This window comes from Micromonospora humi (assembly GCF_900090105.1).
Classification (GTDB): domain Bacteria; phylum Actinomycetota; class Actinomycetes; order Mycobacteriales; family Micromonosporaceae; genus Micromonospora; species Micromonospora humi.
The window spans coordinates 1-2,675 of record NZ_FMDM01000035.1 but is presented as its reverse complement, the minus strand read 5'-3'; the positions used below and the strand labels follow the sequence as shown (position 1 = coordinate 2,675).

Below are 2,675 nucleotides of genomic sequence, written 5' to 3'. Positions count from 1 at the left end.
TGGTGTGTGGTTGTTCTTTGAGAACTCAACAGGGTGCTTGATAAGCCAGTGCCAATTGTTTTATACCCCGGACTGGTCAGGCTTTGGTCTGTCTGGTTGGGATTCCTTTGGCAACACTTTTGTTGCCAGGACATTGTGTCCGACAAAGTTTTTGTTGGAGAGTTTGATCCTGGCTCAGGACGAACGCTGGCGGCGTGCTTAACACATGCAAGTCGAGCGGAAAGGCCCTTCGGGGTACTCGAGCGGCGAACGGGTGAGTAACACGTGAGCAACCTGCCCTAGGCTTTGGGATAACCCCGGGAAACCGGGGCTAATACCGAATATGACCACATGTCGCATGGTGTGTGGTGGAAAGTTTTTCGGCCTGGGATGGGCTCGCGGCCTATCAGCTTGTTGGTGGGGTGATGGCCTACCAAGGCGACGACGGGTAGCCGGCCTGAGAGGGCGACCGGCCACACTGGGACTGAGACACGGCCCAGACTCCTACGGGAGGCAGCAGTGGGGAATATTGCACAATGGGCGGAAGCCTGATGCAGCGACGCCGCGTGAGGGATGACGGCCTTCGGGTTGTAAACCTCTTTCAGCAGGGACGAAGCGTAAGTGACGGTACCTGCAGAAGAAGCGCCGGCCAACTACGTGCCAGCAGCCGCGGTAAGACGTAGGGCGCGAGCGTTGTCCGGATTTATTGGGCGTAAAGAGCTCGTAGGCGGCTTGTCGCGTCGACCGTGAAAACCTGGGGCTCAACCCCAGGCCTGCGGTCGATACGGGCAGGCTAGAGTTCGGTAGGGGAGACTGGAATTCCTGGTGTAGCGGTGAAATGCGCAGATATCAGGAGGAACACCGGTGGCGAAGGCGGGTCTCTGGGCCGATACTGACGCTGAGGAGCGAAAGCGTGGGGAGCGAACAGGATTAGATACCCTGGTAGTCCACGCTGTAAACGTTGGGCGCTAGGTGTGGGGGGCCTCTCCGGTTCCCTGTGCCGCAGCTAACGCATTAAGCGCCCCGCCTGGGGAGTACGGCCGCAAGGCTAAAACTCAAAGGAATTGACGGGGGCCCGCACAAGCGGCGGAGCATGCGGATTAATTCGATGCAACGCGAAGAACCTTACCTGGGTTTGACATGGCCGCAAAACTTGCAGAGATGTAAGGTCCTTCGGGGGCGGTCACAGGTGGTGCATGGCTGTCGTCAGCTCGTGTCGTGAGATGTTGGGTTAAGTCCCGCAACGAGCGCAACCCTCGTTCGATGTTGCCAGCGCGTTATGGCGGGGACTCATCGAAGACTGCCGGGGTCAACTCGGAGGAAGGTGGGGATGACGTCAAGTCATCATGCCCCTTATGTCCAGGGCTTCACGCATGCTACAATGGCCGGTACAATGGGCTGCGATACCGTGAGGTGGAGCGAATCCCAAAAAGCCGGTCTCAGTTCGGATCGGGGTCTGCAACTCGACCCCGTGAAGTCGGAGTCGCTAGTAATCGCAGATCAGCAACGCTGCGGTGAATACGTTCCCGGGCCTTGTACACACCGCCCGTCACGTCACGAAAGTCGGCAACACCCGAAGCCGGTGGCCCAACCCTTGTGGAGGGAGCCGTCGAAGGTGGGGCTGGCGATTGGGACGAAGTCGTAACAAGGTAGCCGTACCGGAAGGTGCGGCTGGATCACCTCCTTTCTAAGGAGCACCATCCGGTGAAAGCCGGTATGGAGCCCGCGCCGCCCGGATGTGGTGGTGGGGTGCTCAGATGGCGGAGACACTGGTGAGTTTTTCCTCGGCAACGGCCGGGATCCTTCTAGTACTGCTGGCCTTCGGGTTGGTGTGGAGCGGAGTCCTGGTGCGGCTGGGGGAGGGCGGAGAGCACCCTGTTGGGTCCTGAAGGAACAACCATCGGTTGTGGTCTTCAGAGCCTTGAGCGGACCTGTGGGTCCGTGGGGCGCCAGGCATGGCCTGGTCTCGCATACCGCCGGCGGTTGCCGGGTTGTTGGTGTGGGGCTGTTCGGGTTGTGGGTTGGTCGTTTGTTGAGAATTGCACAGTGGACGCGAGCATCTTTGTGGTCAAGTTGTCAAGGGCGAACGGTGGATGCCTTGGCACCAGGAGCCGATGAAGGACGTGGGAGGCCGCGATAGGCCTGGGGGAGCTGTCAACCAAGCTGTGATCCCAGGGTGTCCGAATGGGGGAACCCGGCATCAGTCATGTGATGTCACCCGCACCTGAACACATAGGGTGTGTGGGGGGAACGCGGGGAAGTGAAACATCTCAGTACCCGTAGGAAGAGAAAACAATTTAGTGATTCCGTGAGTAGTGGCGAGCGAAAGCGGATTGAGGCTAAACCGGCGGCGTGTGATACCTGTCAGGGGTTGCGTGGTCGGGGTTGTGGGACCCTGCTGATTGTGCTGACACACAGTCGAGAAGTTACAAAGCCAGTGGTTAGTCGAACAGTCTGGAATGGCTGACCGTAGACGGTGATAGTCCGGTAGGTGAAAGCTGCTGGTCTTCTGTGGGTGTTCCCGAGTAGCGGCGGACTCCTGAAATCTGCCGTGAATCTGCCAGGACCACCTGGTAAGCCTAAATACTTCCTGGTGACCGATAGCGGACGAGTACCGTGAGGGAATGGTGAAAAGTACCCCGGGAGGGGAGTGAAATAGTACCTGAAACCGTTCGCCTACAATCCGTCGGAGCCTT

2 rRNA genes are annotated in these 2,675 nt (G+C 58.8%); both read left to right on the top strand.

The annotated features are described in order from the left end of the window. The first annotated feature begins 151 nt into the window (after nt 1-151). A 16S ribosomal RNA gene (locus GA0070213_RS30970) occupies nt 152-1,666 on the top strand. Between the two features lie 379 nt (nt 1,667-2,045). Beyond that, nucleotides 2,046-2,675 (top strand): 23S ribosomal RNA (locus tag GA0070213_RS30965); the annotation flags it as partial.